At 44.4% G+C, this 23,839-nt stretch carries 24 protein-coding genes; 13 read left to right on the forward strand and 11 right to left on the reverse strand.

Annotated elements, in window-relative coordinates; genetic code table 11:
* Window positions 1-255: 255 nt before the first annotated feature.
* The 4 genes from FC83_RS15055 to FC83_RS15070 all read right to left on the reverse strand — a co-directional run bounded on the left by FC83_RS15055 (window position 256) and on the right by FC83_RS15070 (window position 3,519).
* Complete coding sequence (locus FC83_RS15055; protein ID WP_035454343.1) at window positions 256-969, reverse strand: energy-coupling factor ABC transporter ATP-binding protein; 714 nt, start codon at window positions 967-969, stop codon at window positions 256-258.
* Window positions 969-1,784, reverse strand: a complete 816-nt coding sequence (locus tag FC83_RS15060; RefSeq protein ID WP_057002955.1) for an energy-coupling factor transporter transmembrane component T family protein — start codon at window positions 1,782-1,784, stop codon at window positions 969-971. Before FC83_RS15060 ends, FC83_RS15055 begins: the two co-directional genes overlap by 1 nt.
* Window positions 1,768-2,757, reverse strand: coding sequence for a cobalt transporter CbiM (gene cbiM, locus FC83_RS15065; protein ID WP_057002956.1), 990 nt, complete (start codon window positions 2,755-2,757; stop codon window positions 1,768-1,770). Before cbiM ends, FC83_RS15060 begins: the two co-directional genes overlap by 17 nt.
* A gap of 96 nt (window positions 2,758-2,853) precedes the next feature.
* Window positions 2,854-3,519 (reverse strand): Crp/Fnr family transcriptional regulator, encoded by a 666-nt coding sequence (locus tag FC83_RS15070; protein ID WP_035454352.1) that lies wholly within the window; start codon window positions 3,517-3,519, stop codon window positions 2,854-2,856.
* Window positions 3,520-3,738: 219 nt separating this feature from the next.
* Here FC83_RS15070 and larA point away from each other — a divergent pair, with 219 nt between their 5' ends.
* The 7 genes from larA to larE are packed head-to-tail and all read left to right on the forward strand — an operon-like array spanning window position 3,739 to window position 8,966.
* The gene (gene larA, locus FC83_RS15075) at window positions 3,739-5,013 is read left to right on the forward strand and encodes a nickel-dependent lactate racemase (RefSeq protein ID WP_057002957.1); all 1,275 of its coding nucleotides are present in this window, start codon (window positions 3,739-3,741) and stop codon (window positions 5,011-5,013) included.
* A 15-nt stretch (window positions 5,014-5,028) separates the two neighbouring features.
* Window positions 5,029-5,790, forward strand: coding sequence for a nickel pincer cofactor biosynthesis protein LarB (gene larB, locus FC83_RS15080; protein WP_057002958.1), 762 nt, complete (start codon window positions 5,029-5,031; stop codon window positions 5,788-5,790).
* The gene (larC, locus tag FC83_RS15085; protein WP_035454355.1) at window positions 5,787-6,620 is read left to right on the forward strand and encodes a nickel pincer cofactor biosynthesis protein LarC; all 834 of its coding nucleotides are present in this window, start codon (window positions 5,787-5,789) and stop codon (window positions 6,618-6,620) included. The genes larB and larC overlap by 4 nt, the downstream gene beginning before the upstream one ends.
* Complete coding sequence (gene larC2, locus FC83_RS17570; protein ID WP_081763139.1) at window positions 6,593-7,069, forward strand: nickel pincer cofactor biosynthesis protein LarC2; 477 nt, start codon at window positions 6,593-6,595, stop codon at window positions 7,067-7,069. The genes larC and larC2 overlap by 28 nt, the downstream gene beginning before the upstream one ends.
* Window positions 7,070-7,087: 18 nt before the next feature.
* Window positions 7,088-7,804 carry a D/L-lactic acid transporter LarD gene (larD, locus tag FC83_RS15095; protein WP_035454357.1) on the forward strand — a complete coding sequence of 239 codons (717 nt, stop codon included), beginning with the start codon at window positions 7,088-7,090 and terminating at the stop codon, window positions 7,802-7,804.
* An 11-nt stretch (window positions 7,805-7,815) separates the two neighbouring features.
* The gene (locus FC83_RS15100) at window positions 7,816-8,109 is read left to right on the forward strand and encodes a hypothetical protein (RefSeq protein ID WP_035454359.1); all 294 of its coding nucleotides are present in this window, start codon (window positions 7,816-7,818) and stop codon (window positions 8,107-8,109) included.
* Window positions 8,110-8,132: 23 nt separating this feature from the next.
* Window positions 8,133-8,966 carry an ATP-dependent sacrificial sulfur transferase LarE gene (larE, locus tag FC83_RS15105; RefSeq protein WP_035454362.1) on the forward strand — a complete coding sequence of 278 codons (834 nt, stop codon included), beginning with the start codon at window positions 8,133-8,135 and terminating at the stop codon, window positions 8,964-8,966.
* 58 nt (window positions 8,967-9,024) lie between these two features.
* Here the strand turns inward: larE and FC83_RS15110 are convergent, their stop codons facing one another.
* On the reverse strand, window positions 9,025-10,017 hold the full coding sequence (locus FC83_RS15110; RefSeq protein ID WP_057002959.1) for an ornithine cyclodeaminase: 993 nt from the start codon (window positions 10,015-10,017) through the stop codon (window positions 9,025-9,027).
* 234 nt (window positions 10,018-10,251) lie between these two features.
* Here FC83_RS15110 and FC83_RS15115 point away from each other — a divergent pair, with 234 nt between their 5' ends.
* From FC83_RS15115 to FC83_RS15135, 5 genes are all read left to right on the forward strand, one after another.
* Window positions 10,252-11,010: a hypothetical protein gene (locus FC83_RS15115; protein WP_035454365.1), complete on the forward strand. Its 759-nt coding sequence runs from the start codon at window positions 10,252-10,254 to the stop codon at window positions 11,008-11,010.
* A gap of 225 nt (window positions 11,011-11,235) precedes the next feature.
* Entirely contained in the window at window positions 11,236-12,069 is an 834-nt protein-coding gene (locus tag FC83_RS15120) for a PRD domain-containing protein (protein ID WP_035454368.1), read from the forward strand.
* Between the two features lie 133 nt (window positions 12,070-12,202).
* Window positions 12,203-14,209: a beta-glucoside-specific PTS transporter subunit IIABC gene (locus tag FC83_RS15125; RefSeq protein ID WP_057002960.1), complete on the forward strand. Its 2,007-nt coding sequence runs from the start codon at window positions 12,203-12,205 to the stop codon at window positions 14,207-14,209.
* 6 nt (window positions 14,210-14,215) lie between these two features.
* Entirely contained in the window at window positions 14,216-15,679 is a 1,464-nt protein-coding gene (locus FC83_RS15130; RefSeq protein ID WP_420805639.1) for a 6-phospho-beta-glucosidase, read from the forward strand.
* Between the two features lie 150 nt (window positions 15,680-15,829).
* The gene (locus tag FC83_RS15135; RefSeq protein ID WP_035454371.1) at window positions 15,830-17,302 is read left to right on the forward strand and encodes an ABC transporter substrate-binding protein/permease; all 1,473 of its coding nucleotides are present in this window, start codon (window positions 15,830-15,832) and stop codon (window positions 17,300-17,302) included.
* 51 nt (window positions 17,303-17,353) lie between these two features.
* Here FC83_RS15135 and FC83_RS15140 read toward each other — a convergent pair whose 3' ends face one another.
* The 6 genes from FC83_RS15140 to FC83_RS15165 are packed head-to-tail and all read right to left on the reverse strand — an operon-like array spanning window position 17,354 to window position 22,198.
* Window positions 17,354-18,100, reverse strand: a complete 747-nt coding sequence (locus FC83_RS15140; protein ID WP_035454373.1) for an alpha/beta hydrolase — start codon at window positions 18,098-18,100, stop codon at window positions 17,354-17,356.
* Window positions 18,101-18,104: 4 nt separating this feature from the next.
* Window positions 18,105-19,019 carry an N-acetylglucosamine kinase gene (locus FC83_RS15145; protein ID WP_035454375.1) on the reverse strand — a complete coding sequence of 305 codons (915 nt, stop codon included), beginning with the start codon at window positions 19,017-19,019 and terminating at the stop codon, window positions 18,105-18,107.
* A 2-nt stretch (window positions 19,020-19,021) separates the two neighbouring features.
* Window positions 19,022-19,372, reverse strand: coding sequence for a PTS sugar transporter subunit IIA (locus FC83_RS15150; RefSeq protein WP_052004850.1), 351 nt, complete (start codon window positions 19,370-19,372; stop codon window positions 19,022-19,024).
* Between the two features lie 16 nt (window positions 19,373-19,388).
* Complete coding sequence (locus FC83_RS15155) at window positions 19,389-20,480, reverse strand: DUF871 domain-containing protein (RefSeq protein WP_052004851.1); 1,092 nt, start codon at window positions 20,478-20,480, stop codon at window positions 19,389-19,391.
* 12 nt (window positions 20,481-20,492) lie between these two features.
* Complete coding sequence (locus FC83_RS15160) at window positions 20,493-21,845, reverse strand: PTS sugar transporter subunit IIC (protein ID WP_035454380.1); 1,353 nt, start codon at window positions 21,843-21,845, stop codon at window positions 20,493-20,495.
* 41 nt (window positions 21,846-21,886) lie between these two features.
* On the reverse strand, window positions 21,887-22,198 hold the full coding sequence (locus tag FC83_RS15165) for a PTS sugar transporter subunit IIB (RefSeq protein ID WP_035454383.1): 312 nt from the start codon (window positions 22,196-22,198) through the stop codon (window positions 21,887-21,889).
* Window positions 22,199-22,674: 476 nt separating this feature from the next.
* Here FC83_RS15165 and FC83_RS15170 point away from each other — a divergent pair, with 476 nt between their 5' ends.
* Window positions 22,675-23,730, forward strand: a complete 1,056-nt coding sequence (locus tag FC83_RS15170) for a dicarboxylate/amino acid:cation symporter (protein ID WP_235184328.1) — start codon at window positions 22,675-22,677, stop codon at window positions 23,728-23,730.
* The last annotated feature ends 109 nt before the right edge of the window (window positions 23,731-23,839 follow it).

A 23,839-nucleotide genomic window follows, 5' to 3' on the forward strand; every position in this document is an offset into this window, starting at 1 on the left:
CAATTGATACTCCGGCAAGTTAACGGTTGCGACCGCTGGACCAGCGTGAACCGGCACAGCACTATTCCGAGCTCATTTTCGTCATCTTAAACCAGCCCTGTTTTCACTAGTCAGGGTCTCTGTTGCTGGGGCCGATGCTTACTCTACTCTTCAAAATGTTTCTCATGACATCGTTAATTTATTCTAATGAAAATATAATTTATTTACGGTGATTTGTCAATGGGTAAATCCGATTGAAAGTTTGAAGTCACTGGATCAAAGCTGGCGTAAATCCGCTTCCTGTGGGGCGGTTAAAGCACTTAGCGCGGTGTCTAAAACTAATTGGTGTTGGGCATTAAAAACCACGACCCGATTGGCCAATTCAGCGATTTGCTGGAAATTATGACTGGCCACTAAAATTGTTTTACCCGCGGCGTTTAAGGATTGGAGCAGTTGCGTTAATTTGGTTTGATAAGCCATGGATAACCCATTATAAGGCTCATCTAGAATGATGACGGCAGGATTCATAGTTAAAACACTGCCCAAAGCCACTAGTTTTTGCTCCCCACCAGAAAGTTGATAGGGTACGCGCTGGGCTAGTGCTTCGATGCCTAAGAGCGTTAAGATATCCGTTACCCGCTGATTAACTGCGTCACTGACTAAACCTTGTTGCTTCGGGCCAAAAGCCAGTTCTTCAAAGACCGTATCATTGAAAAGCTGGACATCGCTATTTTGAAAGACAAAACCAATCCGTTGATGTAAGTGATTTTGACAGCGATCCGTTGAATTGACCACCTTGTCTTCAAAATAATAGGTGCCCGTTTGGGGTTTTAAGAGGCCAGTTAGAATTTTGAACAAAGTGGACTTGCCTGACCCATTAGGACCCATCAGTGCCACGAAATCCCCTGGGGTGATGGTTAAATTGATATCAGCTAAACTGGGGGCTTGGGTGGCATCATATGTAAATGAGATATTTTTTAATTTAAACATTAGTAGCTCCAGACTAGGCAATACATCATGATCAGACTTAAATCTAATCCTAATATACGCCAATCGTGTTTTGACAGGGCCAAGTGTTCCACCTTGGTGGTTTGACCGTGGTAGCCCCTTAAGGTCATGGCTTCATAAACGGCTAAAACATAGCGTTTACTGGTCAAATATAGCCGCCCCATGATTTTGGCAGTTTGGTAAAAGGGTGTGGGTACGCTGGTGGCCCGGCGCAATTCAATCGCCCATAAGACTTGGACTAAATAAGTGGCTAAGATATGACAATATTTGATGGTTATACTTAAGGCTAATACAAAAAGTGGCGGTACGTGGAGTTGACGTAGGGCTTTGATAAAGTCCACCCAGGTGATCTCTTGCAAAAACAAAGCCACCTGGCCCAAGATCAACACTGTTTTGAATAATAGCCAAAGACCCAGGCTCCAGGAATTTAAAAAGCAACTGGGTAAAATGAATAGGACTGAAAATACACTCATTTGGCCTAGACGTTTGGCAAATTGATACAACTGTAGCGCCGATAGTCGGTAAAGCCGTACCAGCCATACTAGAGCTAAGAGCCAAATTAATAAGGGCTTTTGGGCCAAAGAAAGCAGTAGGATCATGATGCCTAAATTGACCACTTGTAACCAAGGTTGTTGCTGGGTTTGGTGAATGTTTTGAGGGGCGTTCAACTGAGTCAACAAATGTTGCAGCCAGCCTAAGTTCTTGTTAAGGGGATTATAAACGTGTTTTTTAGTGCTGGGGTTTGTGACTGACTGGTTTTGCTGCAGCCAGTTTGGTAGTTCAATTGAGGCGTTCATGGGCACCACTCCAAGCTTTTGTGAGTAAAAGGATCAAGATAATGGCCGTGACAGCCGCTAGGATATAGCCCACTGGTAGGGGTAGACCCTTGATGGTGTAGTCGCTAAACAGCGCTGAAAAATGAAAACCCTTGGCCATGCCGCTGGGCAAATGTTGACTGATATGACTGGCTTGTAGTTGCCGCAGCAAGGTTTGATTGTCCCATTCCCCAAAAGCATCCCCGGAGGCCAATAATCCCAGCGGCGATAATAGGGCTAAGCCACTGAATAAATAGATCCAAAAACTTCTTACCAAACCGCCCTGATTTTGATGCTCATATAATTCCTGGGGCGCATTTTTGGCAACGAAGTTATAGATAAATAACGTTAATAAGCTTTCAATCCAACCAGCCACCACTAAGTGGGCGAATAACATGGCTGGAATTGTGATAGCCAAACCATAGGGGGCATACAAGGGCTGACCGGCGCTGTTATGGGCAATTAAGGGTTGAATACCCAACTCAATGCCCGCCATGAGGGCCGCAAAGTTAATACCCACATAAGCCCCTACAAAAGCGCCGGTTTTAGGATGTTTCAATTGGGCCCCCAGTTTGAAAATGCCATAACCAATAAAGGGCATTAAAAAAGCCATATTAAAGGCGTTAGCCCCAAAGGCTAAAATTCCCCCATCCCCAAAAAGAAAGGCTTGAATAAATAACGTCACTGATAACGCTAAACACGCCGCCCAGGGCCCTATGAGGATCGCTAAAATTGTCCCCCCCACCGCATGGGCTGTGGTTCCTCCGGGAATGGGCACATTAAACATCATGACTAAAAAGGCCAAAGCCGCGCAGATACCAACCAGGGGGATGGTTTCTTTTTTTTCGGCAATTTGCGTCTTCACTTTTTTTAGGGATACGATCCAGATGGGCGCCATGGCTGTCAGTAATACCCCACAGGTTTGTGGGCTTAAATAATTATCAGGAATATGCATGGTAACCTCCAAAAATTTATCTTTTCAGCATTAAATTGTAACAGACAATACCGATATTGCCGTGACTAAATATGTATACAAATGATAACAAATACCTTAATTGGCAATGTTATCCAGGAGATAACTCACGTCTTTGATCACGATATGATGCCCGGAAAAATCAATCACTTGGTCCTGGCGCAACTGGCTGAGCATGCGGTTCACACTACTGCGGGAACTGATACCACAAAAGCCGGCGATGTCTTCATTAGTCACCACAAAGTCAATGAGGATACCATCTTTATTTTGAATGCCAAATAAGTCGATAAGGCTGTAAAGAAAAGCGGCCAAACCGCCTTTTTTACCATTCATCATCATTCGCTGGAGGCGATAGATGTTTTCGGATAGTTTTTTACGATAATAGTTTTTGACATAGTTTTGTAATTCCGGGGTTGAATTCACATATTCCCAAAAAATAACCCGATCAATTTGATAAAACGTGGCTTCTTCAGATTCGATGCGCACGTTAAAAGGTTGATCGGTGAATTTTGAGATCTCATCTCGTAATAATGAAATAACATCGGGTTTGGTGATATAGGACAGGTTAAACTCCCGGCCATCTTGCAAAATGATGGAATTTTTGATGATACCGTGTTTTAACACATATGTGTAGCGCTCCTCCAGGCCATGATAGGTCAAATAAGTATGCCGCCGCTTCTTAATAGTGGTAACGTGACGCTCTTCTAAAAAATTAATTAAAAATTCAATATCTGATAAGACCATTGCACTCAGATTTCCTTCCCATATTTTGAATTTTTGTAATTCAAAAATTAGTTTTTAATTATACCCTTAAAACCAAAGAAAATGTTAACATTTGTGAACCTCATTTCAGGCGTATATTTGTGGGACTAAAATGCGCTAGTTCGTTTTCAGCAATAAGCGTATAAATATAAAAGTGTTTTCCACAACTATTTTCATTAAATCATGAAGGGGAGTTTTAACTTGGTATCGATTAAGTTACCTTACGATCAGCAAACCTTAACGGTTGACATAGCTGATCAAAATTTTGCTGGCAAACTTGTGTCAAAAGCTGCTACATATCAAAATCCAAAAACCGAACAACAAACAGTGGAGGACTCTTTAGATAATCCCATTGACAGTCCCACGCTGGAAACCTTGGTGAAGGGTAAACATAACATCGTCATTATTAGTTCTGACCATACCCGCCCGGTACCGTCCCACATCATTACCCCAATTTTATTACGCCGGATCCGCTCAGTTGAACCGGATGCTCATATCCAAATTTTGGTGGCCACTGGTTTTCACCGGGCTTCGACCCATGAAGAACTGGTCAACAAGTATGGTGAAGATATTGTCAACAACGAAGAAATCGTCATGCACGATTCCCAAGATGACAGTTCCGTGGTGAAAATTGGCCAATTGCCTTCCGGGGGCGATTGCATTATCAATAAAGTAGCGGTCAATGCCGACTTATTGATTTCTGAAGGTTTCATCGAGTCCCATTTCTTCGCTGGTTTTTCCGGGGGCCGTAAAGCCGTTTTACCTGGGGTGGCCTCTTACAAGACCATCATGGCTAATCACTCCGGGGAATTTATTGATTCCCATTATTCCCGGACCGGTAATTTAATGCACAATCCCGTTCATAAAGACATGGTTTATGCCGCTAGAACAGCTGGGTTAAAGTTCATCATCAATGTGGTCTTGGATGAAGATAAAAAAATCATCGGATCCTTTGCCGGTGACTTAGTCAATGCCCATAAAAAAGGCTGCGATTTTGTGGAATCCCTGTCCCATGTGGATAAAGTAGGCTGTGATATCGCCATTTCCACCAACGGGGGCTATCCCTTGGATCAAAACATTTACCAAGCCGTTAAAGGGATGACCGCTGCGGAAGCTACGAATAAAGAAGGCGGCGTCATCATCATGGTGGCTGGTTGTCGCGACGGCCACGGCGGGGTTGGTTTTTATCATAATATTGCAGACGTGAATGATCCTGACGAGTTCTTACAGGCAGCCATCAATACACCGCGCCTAGAAACAGTACCGGATCAATGGACTTCGCAAATTCTAGCCCGGATCTTAGTACACCACCATGTGATTTTGGTATCCGATTTAGTAGATCCAGAACTAGTTACCAGCATGCATATGGATTTGGCCAAATCATTTGATGAGGCGTTACAAAAAGCTTATGACCTTGAAGGTAAAGATGCCCACGTGACCGTCATTCCCGACGGTTTAGGGGTCATTGTTAAATAAAGGATGACGTTAAATATGGCAACAGATACAAAGGCGATCCTCGAAGCGGTTGCCCATCAAAAAATAGATACCACCACTGCTCAAGCCCTCTTGGCCAGTGGCACCACGGATGATTTAGGATTCGCGAAAGTGGATTTAGCTCGGACTAAGCGTAACGGTTATCCAGAAGTGATTTATGGGGAAGGCAAAACCGCCCAACAAATTATTGACATTATGTACTCCTTGCAAAGTCATCAGCAAAATGTCCTGTGCACCCGGGTGTCACCTGAGAAATTTGTGGCCATCCACCAAGTTATCAAGGCAGCTGTCTACTATGCTAAAGCGCGCTGTGTGGTCTTAAACGTCCAGGTCATGGCGACTACCAGCACCAGTATTGCCATTGTGACGGCGGGAACTTCGGACATGGCCGTGGCTGAAGAAGCTGCTGTGACTGCGGAAGCCTTTGGCAATCGGGTCCAACGTATCTACGATGTGGGTGTTGCGGGGATTCATCGGCTGTTTGCCCATTTGACTGAGATTCGCCAAGCCCAAGTGGTCATTGTTATCGCTGGGATGGAAGGGGCGCTGGCCAGTGTGGTGGGGGGCTTGATTGATACGCCCTTGATCGCTGTGCCCACGAGTATTGGCTATGGCACGAATTTTGAAGGCTTGACGGCTTTGCTGACCATGCTCAATAGTTGTGCCTCCGGGATCACGGTGGTCAATATTGATAACGGTTTTGGCGCCGCTTATTCCGCCAGTATGATCAATCATTTGAGCCAAGGAGGTAAGGCATGACAACTTTATACTTAGATACATTTTCCGGCATCAGCGGCGACATGTTGCTGGGAGCATTGTTAGATTTGGGCCTGGATTTTGCGGCTTTTAAAGCCCAATTGGCCAAATTGAAAGTCACTGGTTTTGAGCTGACGGCAAAACGCGTTGCCCATAGCAGTATTTATGGCACCGATTTTGATGTGGTCCTGGACCAGGGAACAAAAGACCAGGGTTTTGTTGAAACCAAACACCACCATGACCACTCTGAAGATCAGCATCACCACCATCAGGCTGCCGGTCATCACCATCATGGTGAAGTGCGTCATTTAAAGGATATTGAAGCTATCATTAACGCCAGTGAGCTCAGTACCACGGTTAAGGCCCAAGCTAATCAAGTTTTTGCAGATATTGCTCAGGCTGAAGCGGTGGTCCACGCCATGCCAGTTGACGAAGTGCACTTCCATGAAGTGGGGGCCTTGGATTCCATTGTGGATATTGTGGGGATTTTTGTGGCCTTAGAAATGCTAGGCATCGATGAAGTACGGGCCTCAGAATTAGTGGATGGCACCGGGTTCATTGAAGTGGCCCATGGCAAAATGCCCGTACCTGTCCCAGCTGTGATGCAGATGCGGGTGGGGACCGCGATTCCGGTGCGGCAATTAATGGATGTGCCCACTGAGTTGATCACGCCCACGGGGATGGGTGTGGTGAAGGCCTTAGTTCAGGACTTTGGACCGGTACCGACAGATTGGACTATTCAAAAAATAGGTTATGGCTTTGGCAAACGCCAAACTAAACAATTGAATGCCTTGCGGGTCTTAATTTGCGAAAAAAAAAACGCCAGCCATTAACCCAAAAAGTCGTCACTGACAATCAAGATGATATTTTAATGATCAGTGCCAATATTGATGACCAGACGCCAGAAATGTTGGCACCAGTGATGCCGTTATTACTAGAACAAGGGGCTTACGACGTGTTCTTTTCAGGGATCCAAATGAAGAAGAACCGTCCCGGTATTGAACTAAATGTCTTGGTGGATCCTGGTGATCAAGAGGCCATGATTTATACCATTTTAAAACATACCAGTACCATGGGGGTCCGGTTGCAAACCTGGCAGCGGCGAATTATGCGGCGGCACTTTGAAACGTTAACCACGTCTTTAGGACCAGTGCGCATCAAAGTGGCGCGTTACCAAGATATTACGAAGAAAACCCCAGAGTATGAGGACTGTCAAAAAATTGCCGTTGCAAAACACTTAACATTACAACAAGTTTACCAAGCTGTCTATCAGAATTTATAATTATTTGGAGGTTTCATCGTGATACATCAATTATTAGCGGAATTTATGGGCACGGCCCTGATGATCGTCTTTGGGGTGGGTGTCCATTGTGACGAAGTTTTAAAAGAAACTAAATACCGCGGATCTGGGCATATTTTTGCCATTACCACTTGGGGATTTGGGATTTCCATCGCCTTATTTATCTTCGGCAATGTCTGCATCAACCCAGCCATGGTGCTGGCCCAATGCGTCTTAGGCAATATTCCTTGGGCTCATTTTGTCCCACTATCTTTGGCCGAAGTGCTAGGGGGCATCATCGGCGCAGTCATCGTCTACATCATGCACGCTGACCACTTTAAAGCCTCAGAAGGTGACATTGATCCCGTGGTGATCCGCAATATTTTCTCAACAGCGCCGGGGATTCGTAACTTACCCCGCAACTTCTTTGTGGAATTCTTCGCCACTTTTGTTTTTATCGCTTCTATTTTAGCCATCAGTGAAGTGAAAACACCAGGTATCGTGCCCATTGCCGTTGGTTTATTAGTTTGGGCCATCGGCATGGGGATGGGGGGCACCACTGGGTTTGCCATGAATTTAGCCCGGGATATGGGCCCAAGAATTGCCCACGCTATCTTGCCGATTAAAAACAAAGCCAATTCTGATTGGCAATATGGCATTTTAGTTCCAGGAATTGCCCCATTTTTGGGTGGTCTATGCGCGGCTTTATTCATGCACGGATTCTTCGGCATTAGTTAATCAATGAGGTGATGACAATCGATACAAAGGATATTCAACAACGGATCATTCTGTTACTGAAACTGGCTTATACTGCCACCAATGCGGCCACCATCGGCAATGCCTTACAAGAAGCAAACCAACAATTGACGTGTTTGCAACAACAAGTCCACCAAGTTGAAGCTGACTCGGTAGAAGCATTAACAGACTTTATTCAAAATGCGTTTAACATCAATTTACAATTGCTCAAGGGCCTAGATGCCATGTCGTTATACCCAGTGGATCAAGTTCGCAAACAAATAGAACAATTGGAACGGGTTATTTAAAAAATTAAAAGGAAGTTTTTATTATGAAAACAGTAAGTCTTAAAGAAAAAGTATTACGTCAATCCTTGCAACAATTTAACCAAGTTATCGTGGCTTTTTCTGGCGGTATTGACAGTACCTTAGTTTTAAAAGCAGCTTTAGAAACCTTAGGGGCTGACCACGTTTTAGCTGTGGTGGCCAATTCTGAATTGTTTACCGATGAAGAATTCGATAAAGCTATGGTTTTAGCTCAGGATCTGGGTGCTAAGACGAAAGCTGTGACCTTAGATTACTTAGCAGATGAACACATTGCCAACAACACCCCCGAAACTTGGTATTATAGTAAAAAGATGTTTTATGCCCGCTTGAATGCGTTGGCTGCCGAATTAGGATACGACGCCGTTTTAGATGGCATGATCATGGATGACATGAAAGATTTCCGTCCAGGGTTAGTGGCCCGTAATGAGGCTGGTGCCAAGAGCCCTTTACAAACTGCTGAATTTACCAAAGCAGACGTTAGAGCCTTGGCCCAAACGCTAGGCTTAAACAACTGGAATAAAGTTGCCAGCTGTTCAGTATCTTCCCGCTTCCCTTATAACACCACTTTAACCGTGGCTAAGATTCAACAAGTTATGGCGGCTGAAAAGTTATTGCGAGATGCCGGTTTTCCTACAGTTCGGGTGCGTTACCACGAAACCATCGCCCGTATTGAAGTGCCGGCAGAATTGATGGCTGATTTGTTGGCCCAAAAAGCGACCATCGATACTCAATTAAAAGCATTAGGCTTCAAGTTTGTAACCGTTGATTTAGCTGGCTTTAAGAGCGGTCGGATGAATGACAGTTTATCTGAAGCCCAAAAAGCTGCCTTAATGGCTTAATTGAATTGAAACAAAAAATGGTAATCTCAGGACTTATTTGCCTGGAGGTTACCATTTTTTATTGCAATTCAACGCCAATATGTTGGGCTTCAGCGGCTTTGACAATTTGATCAGCCACCACGATATCTAAGGCGGCGGTGCCGACGGTTTTGAAGACTGTGATATCTGTAGGACTTTGGCGCCCGGGGATGTCTTGATTGACTAAGGCCCCTAATTCCCCATCAATGGCGGACTTGGCCAGTTCACCAGTTGCCAACGGCATCATTAGATCGCCAGCTTCTGCTAAGGCCCCAGCCAGTGTATCGACGAAGATATGGTCAGCTTTTTGCAAAGCGGCCACCGGGAGTTCCTGCATCGCTGGCGTATAAGCACCTACCCCGTTAATGTGGGTACCCGGTTGGACCAAACTGCCATCAAAGGTGGGCTGTTTAGCAGTAGTCACAGTGGTGATGATATCTACTTTAGCCACCACCTCATTGGGGGAAGTCACGGTGGCAAAAGCCGTGGTAAATTTAGTCTGAAAATTCGTCTTGGCACGCTGTACAAAAGCTTGAGCCCGTTTTTGATCCCGGTCAAAAATATAAACCAATTTTAAATTTCTCACCGTCAGCATGGCTTCCAGCTGGGTCATGGCTTGCCCGCCGGGACCAATGAGCAGAGCTGTTTTGGCATCTTGGCGGGCTAACAGGTCCGTTGCTGCCCCTTGAACCGCCCCAGTTCGTAGTTGGGTCAAGTAAGTGCCATCTAAAATAGCTGAGACTATCCCGGTTTTCGCATCCAGGGCAATCATCGTCGCCGGCGAACTGGGCAGGTCCTTGGCCAGGTTATCAGGATAAATTGAAATGATCTTAATACCCAGGGCCGGACTGGCGCCACCCACATAACCGGGCATGGTTAGGCTTTGCCCGTTATATTTTGGAATATCCACATTCGTTCGCAAGGGGATGGTGGTATCCCCTTTAGTAGACAGGCTTAAAGCTAACTTATCTGCTTGAATAGCTTGGGTCATGGTAAATAGACTTTGAATGTTGGCTTTGGATAGATAGCGCATATATAAAGTCCTCCTTTATTGTAAAAGTCGATAGTTATTAAAATGGTTTTTTCTAAAAGCATAGCTAGGCCATATCAGACTTGATTGCCTTGCTATGACTATAGAACTTTGTCCGGGTCTTTGTCTACGCCAGTAAGAATTGGCTATTAACCAGCATTGATAGTTATTTAATTTAAAAAGGATTTCAAATTATTCGTGATAGGATTATTATTGGTCTTAAAGAGGTGCATTAAGATGAAAAATGAAAAACAGTTTGTTAAATTATTTGTTATTCTGGGCGCGTTGTTTTTGGGGTTGCTGGGATTCAAAGCCAATATTGCACTGGCGGCGCTGGATATTCAGGTGCCCATGAATCCAACCACAGTGACTTCCAATGGCTTTCCCGCAGTGGTCTATAGTGATCCAGCCTGCACCAAACCCACTGGCCAAACCCTAGATAAGACTATCACCACTTGGAAAGTCAATCGGGAAGTCTTTGCATACCCAAGCAATAACTTCTTTGGCGCCTTTGACCTAGGCGACAATCAATGGGTCAAAGATGGAGAGGTATTCTTTCACGTGAATCCCATATCAGTGGATCGTGGCCGTTATGATATTCTGGAAGCATACACAGATGGTAAGCAAGTTAAGGTTTACAACAACCCACAATTGTCTAAAGTTGCCGGCAATCTGGACACGAGTATTCAGGATTGGGCCGTCACCGGCTATGCGGTCACTGGACCCGATGGCAGTCTGGGTCGGTTAGATTTAGGGGATAATCAATGGGTCAACGCTAAGGATGTTGTCTTAATCTATAATGTTTATATTTTCAAAGCTGGGACGCTCCTTTATGATGATAGTGGCCAACAAACCGGCACATTGCCTGATCTAGATGGTAATGGGTATGGTTATTACCGGGCCTTTGGCGTCATGAAGCACAATGATGAATTCTACATTAGACTTGGTTCCGATACCCAGTGGGCTAAATTAAGCCAAAGCCATCGGGATATCTAGCCAGACTGGGTGATATTACGACGTTTATGGTTCTTAAAGTTAGAATTCCATGATAGGTGAGTGATTAGGTTGACACCGCTTACACTTCCTTGGTAATATTAGACTATAAAGAGCATGTTACTGGTTCGACCAGGCATAAGCCAATTCAAAACTACTGCACGAGACTGTCGGCCTTGGGTATCAATGTTTTGAGTTGGCTTTTGTTGTTACGGGGAGGGCAGATTAATGCTAAAGGTGTTACAAAGTTTTGGAAATAATGCGGCCTTAGTCTTTGATGATCATCAAGTGGAATGGGTCGTATTAGGTAAAGGGGTTGGCTTTGGTTGTAAGAAGGGCGATGTGGTGGATGAAGCGGCCATCCAAAATCGTTATAAAGCCATTGCCGACGAAGCGCTGGCCACTTTGACCCAGACGGATACCCAGGTGTTAAATTTAACCAATGATATTTTAGAATTCATCGCGGCTAATTTAACCCAAGAAGTATCCATCAATGATTATGCTAGTTTGGCGGATCACTTAGCGTTTATGCTCCAGCGGACCGAGGCTAAAATTCAGATGCCCACGGAGGCCGTGCGTTGGGAGATTCAAAAGTTATTTCCTAAGGAATATGAACTAGCATTGCAAGTTGTTCCCAAGATTGAACAGGCTTTTGAAATTAAATTGCCTGAAAATGAAGCTGTTTTTCTAACCTACCACTTTATTGATGCCGAGAATCAAAGCACCATTGACGAAACCCTGTACTTAATAAAACTGATCAAAAAGTTAATGAATATTGTGCAATTTCAATATCGTATTGTATTGGATCAAGACTCATTTAGTTACAATCGTTTCGTGTCGCATTTACGTTTGTTTTTGATTCGTTATATGAAAGGGACCGATACTGAAATTAACCAATTGGATCCAGCATTTGTAAAATTGACCCAGGACAAGTATGGCCAAGCCTTTCAGGTTGCCAGCAGTATGGTTCAATATTTAACGGCTGAAACCGGCTGGCAAATTGGAGATTCGGAAAAAGTCTTTTTAACGTTACATCTCATGCGTTTTATGCAAAAACAGTAATTTATCAATCGGCGTGTCACTGGTTCGACCAGGCATCAGCCCAGCTAAGCCGTCAGTATGCAAACAAACTGTGCATATTGACGGGTTAGTTGGGCTATTTTTATTTCTGAAAACATTAAAGGAGGCAAAAACCATGAAGTACGAAGACTTAGCTAAATCAATCGTCAAAGACGTGGGGGGCGAAGGGAACGTCAACAGTTTAGTCCACTGTGTGACCCGCCTGCGTTTTCGACTCAAAGATGAAGATAAAGCCGACACAGCAGCCATTGAAGCCCTAGATGGGGTCGTCAGTGTGGTCAAAAGCGGTGGCCAATACCAAGTGGTTATCGGTAACGCCGTAGGTGATGTGTTCGATGCGGTGCTGGCTGTGAGTGATATCAACAAAAATGAAGCGACTGATGAACCCAGTGAAGCTGAAGGGGAAAAAACGAACTTATTCAATAAATTTGTGGATTTGATTTCCGGTATTTTCTCTCCACTATTGGGCTACTTAGCAGCCACCGGTATGCTGAAGGGGTTGCTGGCATTATGTCTGCAATTTGGCTGGCTCACTGAAAGAGAAGGGACGTATCGCGTGTTGTTTGCGATTTCGGATAGTTTCTTTTATTTCTTACCAGTCATGTTGGGTTACAGTGCCGCTAAGAAATTTAAAGTCAATGAATTTCTAGGGTTGACCATTGGGGCGGTGATGGTTTATCCCACCATTGTGGCCATGGCGCCCATTGCCATGGGCAAGGCCACGCCGCTGTTCACCTTATTCGGAGGCACGCCCTTTAATTCACCAGTATATGAGACCTTTGCCGGGATTCCGTTGATCATGATGAGCTATACCTCTTCGGTGATTCCCGTGATCGTGGGGGTTTGGTTTGCCGCTATCATTGAGCGGCGATTACAAAAGATTATTCCTACCGTGGTAAAAGCTTTCTTAGTGCCATTGTTCACGCTCTTAATTGCCATTCCGTTAATTTTCTTGATCATTGGCCCAACCACAACTTGGGTGGCCCAAGGTTTAGGCTTTGCCATTCAAAGTTTGGTGAAATTAAGTCCAGTTATTGCCGGCGTGGTGCTGGGTGGTTTCTGGCAAGTGATGGTGATGTTTGGCCTACATTGGGGCTTGATCCCAGTAGCCATGAATAACATCGCTCAAAATGGGGTGGATTCTATTTTAGCCTTAACTTTTGCCGCATCTTGGAGTCAAATTGGAGCCGTGCTAGCTGTTGTGCTACGGACCAAGGATAAAAAAGTTAAAGGTTTAGGCATTTCCGCCTTCGTTTCCGGGATTTTCGGGGTTACCGAGCCCGCTATTTACGGGGTTACCTTGCCCCGTAAAAAACCATTTTATGCCAGTCTGATCGGGGCTGGTGTGGGTGGTGCCTTGTTAGGTATTTTCCATACCGTGGCTTATAACATGGGGGGCTTAGGCGTCTTTGCGCTCTTGACCTTCTTTAAACCAGGAGAAACCATCGGCTTACCATTCTATGGGGCTTTATTAGCCGCTGTCGTCGGCTTTGCCGTGGCCTTTTTCCTTACCCTGTTCCTAGCCAAAGAAAAAGCTGAAGATACTGATAAAGCCGATACGACGGATACAACAGATGCCGGACCGGAATTAGAAGGGGCCAATTTAGAAATGATGGCCGAAACCAAAGCACCCGTAGCGGTGACCCAACCAGAAGTTACGTACAATCAACCAGAAGTGATGCACAGTCCGTTAAACGGGACTATTATGCCATTGGATGAGATCAATGATCCCGTCTTTGCCTCCGGGGCCATGGGAACTGGGGTGGCGATTAAGCCAACCATTGGTAAAATTTTTGCCCCGGTGTCTGGTGATATTCAATTACTGTTCCCAACCAAACATGCCATTGGTATTAATAGCGATGGCGGTGCGGAGATTTTGATCCACGTGGGAATGGATACGGTGCAACTGGATGGGAAAGGCTTTACTGCCCATATTCAAGAAGGTGACCATGTTCAAAAGGGCGATTTACTCTTGGAATTTGAGATAGAGACTATTCAAGCCGCTGGCCTGGATACCATTACCCCAATCGTGGTAACTAATGTGACCAAATATCATGAGGTTCAGCCACTGAAAACAACGGGGACAGTTACCCCAGATGATGAAATTCTAAACTTAAGCTAAAGGAGGATCACTAAAATGACTAATTTTCCAAATGATTTCTTATGGGGCGGCGCGGTTGCTGCCAATCAATGTGAAGGGGCTTATTTAACGGACGGTAAAGGTAAATCCTTAGTGGATATTTTACCCACGGCCGACTTCGGGCGTTGGGATGCATTGATGAATCCTAAGACAGCTGAACAAAAAACCTATGATTATTATCCTAGCCATGAGTCAATTGATTTTTACCACAATTTTGAATCAGATTTGGAACTGATGGCGGAAATGGGCTTCAAGACTTTCCGCACATCCATTAGTTGGCCGCGGATTTTTCCCAATGGGGATGATGAAAAACCGAATAAAGCAGGGCTTGCTTTTTATGACCACTTATTTGCTAAATGCCATGCGTTAGGGATTGAACCTTTAGTGACTATCAACCACTTTGACACCCCGCTAGCATTATTGGATAAATATAACGGCTGGCAAGATCGGCGGTTAATTGATCTTTATCTCAATTACTGCGAAGTGATCTTCAAGCGATACCGCCATTTGGTACGTTATTGGTTAACTTTCAATGAAATCAATATGATTTTGCATATTCCATTTTTAGGCGGCGGTATGGATGTCAGTGAGTTAACAGATCAAGCCGCATTGACGGCGAAATATCAAGCGGCCCATCATCAGTTGGTGGCTTCGGCTAAAGCTACGAAACTGGCCCATGAAATTGATCCGGATTTCCAAGTGGGTTGCATGTTAGCTGCCGGGGATACTTATCCCAACACCCCCAATCCAGCCGATGTGTTAGAAGCCCTACAGGCTAATCGGGAAGGCTACTTCTTTATTGATGTGCAGGCCAGAGGCTATTATCCAAACTACGCCTTGGCTTTATTTAAAGAAAAAGGCATCCATATCGACATCACTGAAGACGATAAAGCCAGTTTGAAGCATACGGTGGATTTCATTTCCTTTAGTTACTATTCATCCCGTCTGGTCAGTGCTGACCCAGCAGTGAATGTTGAGACCGGCGAGGGTAATGTTTTTAAGAGCTTGAAAAATCCATATTTGCCAACTTCTAGCTGGGGTTGGCAAACTGACGGCGTAGGCTTGCGGATCACCATGAATAATATTTGGGATCGTTATCAACTGCCATTGTTTGTGGTTGAGAATGGTTTAGGGGAAAAGGATGAATTAACGCCTGATTTTAAAGTTCACGATGATTATCGCATCGCTTATTTAGCCGAGAATATCGAGCAAATGGGTCTGGCTCTTAAAGATGGCGTGGTTTGCTGGGGCTATACTTCATGGGGCTGCATCGATCTAGTATCGGCCAGCACTGGGGAAATGGCCAAACGGTATGGGTATATTTATGTGGACCGGGACAATGCCGGCAATGGCACCAATCAGCGCTATAAGAAGGATTCCTTTGACTGGTATAAACAGGTCATTGCCACCAATGGCGCAGATTTAGAACACCATCAAGAAGTTGTTCAATAGTAAATGATCACGCAAATTTAAAGCTAAAAAGTCATCTCGTGGTAGATGACTTTTTTGCTTTGAATAAATATGTATATAAATGTATAATTGACAGGTTGTAATTACATAAAGACGCAATAATTTTAAAAAGATGGGAGAAAGTTCGTAATAATGCCTAAAACAAAACAATTTATCATGCTGATTGTGACAGTTCTGCTGGTAACAATTGGCTTGAATTTAACAGCCGCTAACCAAGTTCAAGCGGCGACGACACCAGATGACACCTTAGCCCAGATCAAGAAAAAAGGGGTCCTGGTGATGGGGACATCCCCTAATTATCCGCCCTATGAGTTTCAAGCCAACGTCAACGGTAAGCAGACCATTGTGGGGATGGATATTGAGATTGGTAAACAAATCGCCAAGGATTTAGGGGTCAAGTTGGAAATTAAACCCCTGTCTTTTAGTTCTTTATTGGTATCTTTGGAGACTGGCAAAGTCGATATGATCCTCTCCGGCCTCAGTCCCACCCCAGAACGGGCCAAAAGTGTGGATTTTACCAATGTTTATTACACGGAATCCCAAAGTATCATCATCAACCGCAATGACGCCGCCACCTTGAAGAACAAAGCGTCCTTTGCCGGCAAACCCGTTGGGGCTGAAACTGGGACCCTACAGTATGATTTGATCAAGAAACAAATGCCTGGCGCCAAGCTAGTGGGGATGGGCAGTGCAGCGGATTTGATCATGGCTTTAAAGACCCATAAAGTCGACGGCGTGGTGAAAGGCACCGCCTCGGCCACAGCTTATGCTACCAGTGATCCTAGTCTAGCCACGATCAACGGTGATTTTACCACTGATCAAACCCAAGCCGGGAATGCCATTGCCGTGGCTAAAGGCGCGGATTCTTTAAAAACTGCTTTAAATCAGTCCATTACTAAAATTCAAAAGCGTCATTTGATTCAACGGCAATACTTAAAGACCGCCGGGAAGTATTTAAAGAGTGATGACAAGAGTACCTCGATGGTCAGTTATTGGCAGTTCTTTGCTAAAGGGATTGAATATACCTTGGGAATGTCCATTGTGGGGATTGTTTTTGGGGCAATTTTGGGTATTTTAGTAGCGGCCATGCGTATCAGTAAAACCAAGCTGTTGAAATGGATCGCCATTATCTATACAGAATTTCTCCGGGACACGCCCTTGATGGCCCAAGTATTATTCATCTATTTTGGTCTAGGCGCCTTGTTAAATATCCCGGCACTCTTAGCCGGGATCATTGCCATTTCTGTGAATACTTCCGCTTATATCAGCGAAATTGTCCGGGGTGGGGTTCAAGGGGTTTCCGATGGGCAATATGAAGCCGCTAAAAGTTTAGGGATTAAAAATACCGACATGTACCGCTTCATTATTTTCCCCCAGGCCTTGAAGTCCATTTGGCCATCCTTGGGCAATCAGTTCATTACCTTGATCAAAGATACCTCCATCGTGTCTATTATTGGGGTGACAGAATTGATTTATCAAATGGGGATCGTGCAAGCCGAAACTTATCGGGGTGTGGCGCCAATTGCAGTGACGATTCTACTGTACTTCATCATCATTTTCACGTTATCCCGCATATTGCGCCACGTGGAAAAACGAATTCATTAGTCAAAAAAACATTGCCACTGACCTGCAAAGGTTAACGGCAATGTTTTTTTCTTAGTCATTTTGCACCAACCAAGCTAAGACCTGATCCAGTTGCGCCGCCCATACCGGCCAGCTATGATCGCCAGCAACCGGGCGCCAAACGTAATTTAGTTCCCGAGAAAAGCGGTGGGCCAAGTATTCATTATCTTTAAATAAGGAATCCCCCGTGCCACAACTGGTATAAAACTGTAGCGTGGCTTGTTGGGCGGCGCTTAACTGATTGAACAAGAATTCTAAGTTATTCTGATCCGCAAACATCGTATCATCTGGGAATAATACCGCAACTTCTGATTTGGGTACTGGAAAGTCGGGATTATTGAAGAAGTTGGGCAGATTGACCACCCCTGACAGAGCAGCAATTTTTTGAAACTTATCTGGATAGGTCAACCCAAACCGCAAAGCACCGAACCCTCCCATGGAGTTGCCCATGATATAGTTTTTGGCCTGATCTGTGGGCAAACTAAACATTTTTTGTATCCGAGGCATGAATTCTTGGATGAAGTAATCCTCGTAGGCCAACACCCCAGCATTCACATAAAAACTATTTTGGCCATTGGGCATGATCACCGCTAAGTGATAAGTTTCCGCAAAGTCCATAATAGCCGTATGTAACAGCCAGGATTGCTCGTCACCGCCGTAGCCATTTAATAACCATAAAGTGGCGGCAGGATTAGCTTCATAATCGTTCGGGATAATAATATTTGTTTTAGAAAAAGCATTGAGGGTTTGTGAATAGGTGTTTGCGGTTAAAACAGTCATAAGTTTAAGCACCGTCCTTATGGTAGGTTTGGGCGTAGTAATAAGCACCCTTGGCATTATTCAAATTGGCTTTTGGCTGTAGATCGATCTGGTGATCGGCTTTAAGGTAATCCATGAGGATATCCAAATAGAGGGGATTGTTTTCCACCGGACTGCCCGATAGAACGAGCTGAACGGGATCTGGTAATTTGGATTTGGCAATGGCCAGATTAATTTGTTGAGCTAGGTCCCTAGCGGCCGTTTTGAGTAGTTGTAAAGCAACGATATCATTTTTTTGAGCTAAAGCAAAGACAACCTGACTCAACTTAGCTACATCACTTTTTTGAACATTATAAAAACAGCGAACTGCTTCAAAAATGGTGGTGGCACCGAGGGTGTGGTAGACGGCTTTAGCAAAATCGGAGGTTTCGCCATGGTCGTATTCATAGGTCAAGCGCAAAATAGCTAATTTGCCAATATGAAAACCACTGCCCTCATCTCCCAGCAAGTGGCCCCAGCCGCCAACCCGATAATACTGGCCATGATTTTGGGCCATCACCACAGAGCCAGTGCCGGCAATCGCCAGAACCCCGTTTTCACCCTGAAGTTCACTGAGACAAGCTAGTTGTGCATCGGAAATAAAGTAATGCGGATAGTTTGTAATACCCAGATCGGCGGCGAAGTTCTTGGGAACCCCGTTGACATTTATACCAGCAATGCCATAGACAATTAAACGACAATGAAATTGAGCCGGAATGCGGGCCAATAATTTGCGGGTGGCTTCGCGGAGATTGGTAGTAGCTTGCCGTTGATTGACGACTAAGTTGGCTCCTTTACCCCGAACTGAGCCTAAAACCTGACCCTGATCATTAAAAATAAAACCATCGGTGTGGGTGGCGCCGCAATCCAGGCCTAGAATGCAATTATATGGATTTTGCAAAATTAGTCACGACCTTTTGAATTTTGTTTAGACTCCAGCTGATTTAAGCGTCGGTTGATTTTGATAAAATTCTGGGCCAAATCTCGAATGGATTCGGTGGCCATCAGCTGGTCTTCAGCATGGACCAACAACAAACTAAAACCTGGTCCCTTTTGCTGGGCTTCAGCAGTGATTACTTTAAAATGAGCTTGCGCTGCTTGTTTTAATAATTTATTAGCTTCTTTGAGTTGGTTATCAATATCATCAAAATCACCAGCTTCTGAGTCACTGATAACTTTCATTAAAATTGTTTTGGCAGCACCAGCGTTACTGATGACGTCAAACGCGATACTTTCAATTTCTGAACTTTCCAACAGGCACACTCCCTAATTAATTTTTTGTAAATCTAAATTTAGACCAAGGCCTGATGTAATCGATTAAAAACGTTTCAGCAGCGGTCACATGGCCCACCACATTTTTTAATTGATGCTCGTTAGGCATGGCTTGTTTAACGATATTTAATTCGCCTTTATATTGGCCAAAATTATCATTGCCAATGGTGATATCGCCCGGTTTTAACTGCGGCACGGCATGGTTGACGGGAATCGCGTGATGAATATAGGCCAATTTCACAAAGGTGGAGCGGATCGCGTAATCATTGATATCGCCCCGATTAAAATGTTGGTATTTGAATAAAATATCATATTCATTGGTACTGAGTGTTGGGATGGTGTCGACTTTTAATGTCAATTGGTCCTCATTAACGGCGGCTAAGGCCTTGAGTTCATCATCGCTGGCAAAGGCATTTGCAATCAACACGTCATCGATCAACCCAGTGGCAAATAGATGCTTCGCCTGGATGGCGATGTCTAGATCCCGATGCATCTCCAGGGTGGGTAAGCCATCGGCAAAGACGTGGGGGCCGAAAGTAGCTGCTTGGGATGTGACAAAGGCTGCAGTCTTTAAACCCATGTGTTTGTACATGGTGGAACATTTGGTGAAGAAGTCTAGGCCCAAGCCCGTATAGCGCTGGGGGTAAAAGTTATGGCAGCCAGAAATACGCCGTAAATTGGGTCGGTAGGATAAAATATTGGCGATATTACCCGTATCCGCACTGATATTTAATTCTAAGTCTAATTGTGGCTCTTCAAAGCTGATCAAAGATTCAGTTAAGCCATCAAAATTGGCGTCTAAGCGAATGGCGCTGGCACCAAGGTCGGCCAGCAAATCTAAATGATGATAATCCATCCCTAGTACTTTGAAAAGACGAGGGTTCACGTCAATGGTGGTTTTCAGCCCCAGAGAATTCCCGTAAGTGATGATTTTTTTAAAAGTGGCTAGTATTTCAGTTTTATTGTCGGCGGTCACGTCTAACATGCTGGTGAAAATACGTTGATAGCCTAGGTCTGCCGCTTTTTTTAGATAGGTGGCATTTGCTTCAAATGAACTTTTGTTGGGATAAATTGATAAACCTAATGCCAAAATTTGGGCCTCCTAATTTGTTGCCGATGTTGTGTCTATGGTGGTATTGGCAGCAGCACTATTGCTGTTTTTAGCATCAGCTGCTGCTGCCTGTTGTTCTTGTTTCAATTGATTGCGATCCCAAGCTTTGAAGAAAGGCCAGTAGATCACGATGGCGACGCCAATGTTGAATAGTGCTAAGATAATGGCCCGCCAATCAAAGCCAGTGGCCATAAAGGCGCCAATTGGTCCCGGCAAGGTCCAGGGCACTAAAGCAATGGTTCGGTTCACCAAATGCATGATGGTGGCCAGCCAAGTGATGACCCCCATGGCCAGCGGTGCCAAAATGAAAGGAATAGCAAAGTAAGGATTTAAAACCAAGGGCAATCCGAAGATAATGGGTTCGTTGATGTTAAATAGGCCCGGGATAATGGTAACTTTACCCATCATTTTACCCATGGCAGATTTGGAGAAAAAAGTTAGCAAGATACAAAGGGCTAACGTTGCCCCGGCACCACCGATATAAACGAACCACTGGAAAAATTGCTCCGTCATATAATGGGGCGCCGTTGCAGCCGTGGCACCATGAGCGACAGCGGCCATGTTGGCGTTTAGGTTTGGATACCAGTAGGGCCAAAAAATGGGCGTCGCAATGGCAGAACCGTGGACCCCAAATAACCAAAAAACAGAGTTTAACAAGATTGGGGCGATGACAGAGGGAAAATTGTCCTTACCAAAGTGCCCTAATGGAGATAAGACGGTGAGCAAGAATTGGTTCACGTCAAAATGCAAGGCTTCCCGGATTACCCAAGCTAAAATAATCACAATTGCTGCTGGAATCAATGCCACGAAAGAGGCAGAGACGGCGGTAGGAACCCCTTTGGGCATCTTGATGACCCAGTTTCTAGCCCGACAGAAACGAATGATTTCCACTGTGCCAATGGCCGACAACATACAGGTAAATAAGCCATAGGCCCCAAAGTTTTGGGCTGGAAAGACGGAACCGGCCGTGATATGGGCCAATTTGGCTAACTTTGGGGTAAGGGTCCCCGGTTGAATCGCCAGGGTCAAAAAGACCATTACTGCTACCACGCCGCTGGAGGTGCGATCGATTTTATAAGTCGCGGCCAGATGACTGGCAATGGCAAAGCAGGCGTAAATGGACATGAAACCAATAGAAAATGAAACTGGTGTGGCTAAAGCGCTGGCCAAAGGTTTGATCAGCTTAGTCCACCAGGCAAAGGGTAATTGTGAAATGAGGGTAAAAAAAGAGCCAACGATTGCCACAGGAATAATGACTGCCATCCCATCACGAATTGCAGTCAGGTAGCGATTCCCGGCAACCTTGGCCATACTCTCGGTAATTTTATCTGAATTCAAAGCCATACGCTATTCCCCCAGAAAAATTTATTTGTTTTTTTAATTGCCTATTTGTGCAGTGACTGCTCAATTAAGTCCAGTAGTGCGCTGGCTTGAATGGGGTTGTACATTGTTCTTGGGATCATCAAAAACTGCTTATCATGTTCCTTGGCTTCAGCTTCAATGGCCGCTTTTCGGTAAACGGACTGCGGCGCTAATAAAACGATATCATAATTTTTATTGTCTAAATCATCAGCGACACTATCGGTGCCAGTGGGGTCAACGGTAATTGTTTGACCGCGCTTTTTGGCGGCATCCACTAGGCCTTGGGCAATAATAGAAGAGCTCATGCCACCACTACAAGATAATAAAATATTCATAAGCTAAACACCTCCAAGAATTATCTTACAAGAAAAGTATATGGCACCGCCTAAAACTGGTCAAGGAAACGCCAGAAAAATTGTTAAGTCAGTCTAGGATTTAATTCAAGCTTATATTTTCCTAGGATAAGGATAGGCACGGTTTAACGGCCATCAGGTTGATTTGATAAGCGTTGTTACAGATATTTGAGAGACAAAAAAATTAGAAAAAAGCAAGGCTTTTCTGTGGTGGGGACTAACAAAAATTAATTTGTTCTAAAAATTATTTACATACAATTGTGAAAGATGTAACATGAAAGCGATTAAAACATATTTGGAGGTGTTGGGCATGGGTAGTGTCAGTTTAGAGTTATTGACCTTGTTAGTTGCCGTCATAGCTTGTTACATTATATATTTGGTGAAAAAACGTACTAATTTTACATTCGTGTCGGTTTTAGCATTGGTTATTGGTATCCTTGATCAAGAGTATATATTCTATGAAGTCCTTGTCGGAGTTAAAGAGTATCGGGGGTAAATCCATCTTTTGGCTGCTATTCCAGACTTTACTAGCAGCAATCGTAGGGATGACCATTGCCGTTGTTTCGGGTATTGGGCAAGGTAGTCACTTGAGTATTGTGGCTGGATTTAAGGCAGCTAAGATTCCACCTTTTACCCAAGTAATCACGGATTTATTCTCTAATAACCTATTTGCATCCATGGCGGAAGGGAAAGTTATTCCAGTGGTCTTCTTTGCAATTATTGTGGGAATCGCGGTTGTCGCCTTGTCTGGCAAACACGAAGGCGCCATGGTAACTTTCAAGAAATTTATTGATGATTGTCATGCCATTGTCTATGCTATTATTCGCGTTGTTATTTCTTTATTACCTTATTCCATTATTTGCCTGATGGCTGATACCATGGGTACCAGTGATTTGAACGCCTTGAAACCATTAGTTACGATTATTCTATTAGCTTTTGTTGGCTGTTTCTTCCACGTTTTTGTGACCGACAGTTTGTTATTGCGTTTTGTAGGCAAACTGTCACCAATTCGTTTCTTCAAAGGTGTGATGCCGGCTCAAGTCATGGCTTTTTCCTCTAGAAGCAGTTCTGGGACATTGCCACTATACGTTACTTGTGTGACTAAGAATGTGGGCGTGCCAGAAAATATCGCCAACTTTGTGGGTTCTCTAGGTACCACTGTGGGGATGTCCGGTTGCGCGGGCGTTTGGCCACCATTATTAGCCGTTTATGCCATTCATTCTATGGGCGGTCAAGTTTCCTTAGCTCAAGCTATTGTCATTATCTTGTTATGCCCAATCATTTCCTTGGGGACCGCTGGAGTACCTGGCGGGGGTATTATGTTAGCTACTGCAATGTTCGTGACTTTAGGACCCCCAGTTGGTTTGATCAGTATTTTTGCCGGGATCGATGCCTTTGTGGATATGGCCCGGACCATGACCAACGTCACCAGCTCTATGGTCGCTTCTACGTTGGTTGCCAAATCTGAAGGATCTTTGGCATCGGTGCATCATGCCAAGCCAGTGACAAATTAAAAATTTTCAACGATTAATATTGAAGTTAAAAAATACAATCTCAGTTGTGTTTAACTGATAGGGTCCCTGTCAAGTGCACCGATGAAAAACAAAAATCTCAGAAATTCTA

It is taken from the genome of Agrilactobacillus composti DSM 18527 = JCM 14202, assembly GCF_001436375.1.
Taxonomy (GTDB): domain Bacteria; phylum Bacillota; class Bacilli; order Lactobacillales; family Lactobacillaceae; genus Agrilactobacillus; species Agrilactobacillus composti.